Annotated in this window: 2 protein-coding genes; both read left to right on the forward strand. The window is 65.5% G+C overall.

Features of this window, described 5'->3' with window-relative positions; genetic code table 11:
* Positions 1–12: 12 nt before the first annotated feature.
* Entirely contained in the window at positions 13–1,266 is a 1,254-nt protein-coding gene (phnA, locus tag DK26_RS27975; RefSeq protein WP_083533662.1) for a phosphonoacetate hydrolase, read from the forward strand.
* Positions 1,267–1,268: 2 nt separating this feature from the next.
* On the forward strand, positions 1,269–2,720 hold the full coding sequence (gene phnY, locus DK26_RS27980; protein ID WP_066480094.1) for a phosphonoacetaldehyde dehydrogenase: 1,452 nt from the start codon (positions 1,269–1,271) through the stop codon (positions 2,718–2,720).

Genomic DNA, 2,720 nt, shown 5'->3' on the forward strand with positions numbered 1-2,720 from the left:
AGGAGATTTCCGATGAACATGCATTCGAAGGTTGGGGCGGATGTGGTGGCCAATGGGCGGGGTTATGCCCGGCCGGTTCGCCCGACGGTTGTGATCTGCATGGACGGGTCGGAGCCTTCCTATATCGAGGCGGCGAGCGCCAAGGGGCTGACGCCGCATCTCGACAAGATCATGAAGACGGGGGCGAGCACCCACGCCTATTCGGTGATCCCGAGCTTCACCAACCCGAACAACCTCTCGATCATCACCGGGCGCCCGCCGGCGGTGCACGGCATCGCCGGCAATTTCTTCTACGACCGCGAGGCCAAGGAAGAGGTGATGATGAACGATGCCCGCTTCCTGCGGGCGCCGACCATCCTCGCCGCCTTCCAGGAGGCCGGCCTGAAGGTCGCGATGGTCACCGCCAAGGACAAGCTCAGGACCCTGCTCGGCAAGGGCCTCGACTTCACCACGGGCACGGCGATCGCCTTCTCCTCGGAGAAGGCCGACAAGGCCAACAAGGCAGAGAACGGCATCGAGAAGGTGCTCGACTTCGTCGGCATGCCGGTGCCGTCGGTCTATTCGGCCGATCTTTCCGAGTTCGTCTTCGCCGCCGGCGTCAAGCTGCTCGAGACGTTCAAGCCCGACCTGATGTACCTCTCGACCACCGACTATGTGCAGCACAAGGCGGCGCCGGGGTCGCAGATGGCCGATGCCTTCTACGCGATGTTCGACGGTTACGTCGGCAAGCTCGATGCGCTCGGCTGCACGCTGGTCATCACCGCCGACCACGGCATGAACGACAAGCATCTGGCGAACGGCGAGCCCGACGTCGTCTATCTGCAGAGCCTGATGGACGACTGGTACGGCCAGGGCACGATGCGGGTGATCCTGCCGATCACCGACCCTTACGTCGTCCATCACGGCGCGCTCGGCTCCTTCGCCACGGTCTACCTGCCGGATGGCGCCAGCCAGGACGAGGTCGCGGCCCGGATCTCCGGGATCGAGGGCATCGCGCTCGCGGTGACCTCGGCCGAGGCCTGCGAGCGCTTCGAGCTGCCGGCCGACCGGATCGGCGACGTCGTCGTGGTCTCGACCCGGCAGAAGGTGATCGGCACCTCGCCCGACCGGCACGACCTCTCCGGCCTGACCGAACCCTTGCGCTCGCATGGCGGCATCACCGAGCAGCGCGTGCCGATGATCGCCAACCGGCCGATCAGCGTGCCGGAGGGCCGGATCCTGCGCAATTTCGACGTCTTCGACGTCGCCCTCAACCTGGTGCACTGACCATGAACGCCAATGTGAAGCCACCGGTGCGCCGCGAGACGATGCGCATCGCCGGCAAGCTCGTCTCGACGCAGGACATGGTCGAGGTCAGGAACCCCTATGATGACAGCGTCGTCGGGCTGATCCCGGCGGCGAGGCCCGAGCATGTCCGCGAGGCCTTCGCCAAGGCCAGGGCTTTCAAGCCGAAGCTCTCGCGCTATGAGCGCCAGCAGATCCTGCAGAAGACGGCCGATCTCCTGCGCGACCGCAAGGAGGAGTTCGCCCGGCTGATCACCGCCGAGGCCGGCCTGTGCTGGAAGGACTCGCTCTACGAGGCGAGCCGTGCCTATGATGTCTGGTCTTTTGCGGCACAACTGACCATCAAGGACGATGGCGAGATGTTCTCCTGCGATATCTCGCCCAACGGCAAGGCGCGGAAGATCTTCACCACGCGCCAGCCTCTGCTCGGCGTGATCTCGGCGATCACCCCGTTCAACCATCCGCTCAACATGGTCAGCCACAAGCTGGCCCCGGCGATCGCCACCAATAACCGCCTGGTGCTCAAGCCGACGGAACTGACGCCGCTGACCGCGCTGGCGCTGGCCGACGTGCTCTACGAGGCCGGCCTGCCGCCCGAGATGCTCTCGGTGGTCACCGGCAACCCCTCGACCATGGGCGATGCGATGATCACCGATCCCGATGCGGATCTGGTGACCTTCACCGGCTCGGTCCGGGTCGGCAAGCACATCGCCGACAAGGCCGGCTACAAGCGCATCGTGCTCGAGCTCGGCGGCAACGACCCGCTGATCGTCATGGAGGATGCCGATCTCGACAAGGCGGCCGAGCTCGCGGTCACCGGCGCGACCAAGAACTCCGGCCAGCGCTGCACCGCGGTGAAGCGCATCCTGGTGGTCGAGAGCGTCGCCGACGCCTTCTCGAAGCTCGCCGTCGAGAAGGCGAAGACGCTGAAATGCGGCGATCCGATGGATCCTGAGACCGATGTCGGCTGCGTGATCAACGCCCGCTCGGCCGCGCTCTTCCAGGCCAGGGTCGACGATGCCGTGGCGAAGGGCGCCAAGGTGCTCCACGGCAAGCGGGCCGAGGGCGCGCTCTTCCACCCGACCGTGGTCGACCACATCCCCTATGATTGCGAGCTCGTCCACGAGGAGACCTTCGGCCCGGTGATCCCGATCGTGCGGGTGCCCGACGACATCGCCGAGGTCATCCGCATCTCGAACTCGACCGCCTACGGCCTGTCCTCCGGCATCTGCACCAACCGCTTCGACTACATCCAGCGCTTCGTTGCCGAGCTCGAGGTCGGAACCGTCAACCTCTGGGAGGTGCCCGGCTACCGCATCGAGATGTCGCCCTTCGGCGGCATCAAGGACTCCGGCCTCGGCTACAAGGAGGGCGTCGTCGAAGCCATGAAGAGCTTCACCAACGTCAAAACATGGTCAATGCCCTGGAACGCGTGA

The sequence above is a fragment of the Allobosea sp. WAO genome, assembly GCF_001509835.1.
Lineage (GTDB): Bacteria > Pseudomonadota > Alphaproteobacteria > Rhizobiales > Beijerinckiaceae > Allobosea.

Coding starts and splice junctions, on each gene's coding strand:
- phnA (WP_083533662.1), top strand. CDS start 13: ATGAACATGCATTCGAAGGTTGGGGCGGATGTGGTGGCCAATGGGCGG.
- phnY (WP_066480094.1), top strand. CDS start 1,269: ATGAACGCCAATGTGAAGCCACCGGTGCGCCGCGAGACGATGCGCATC.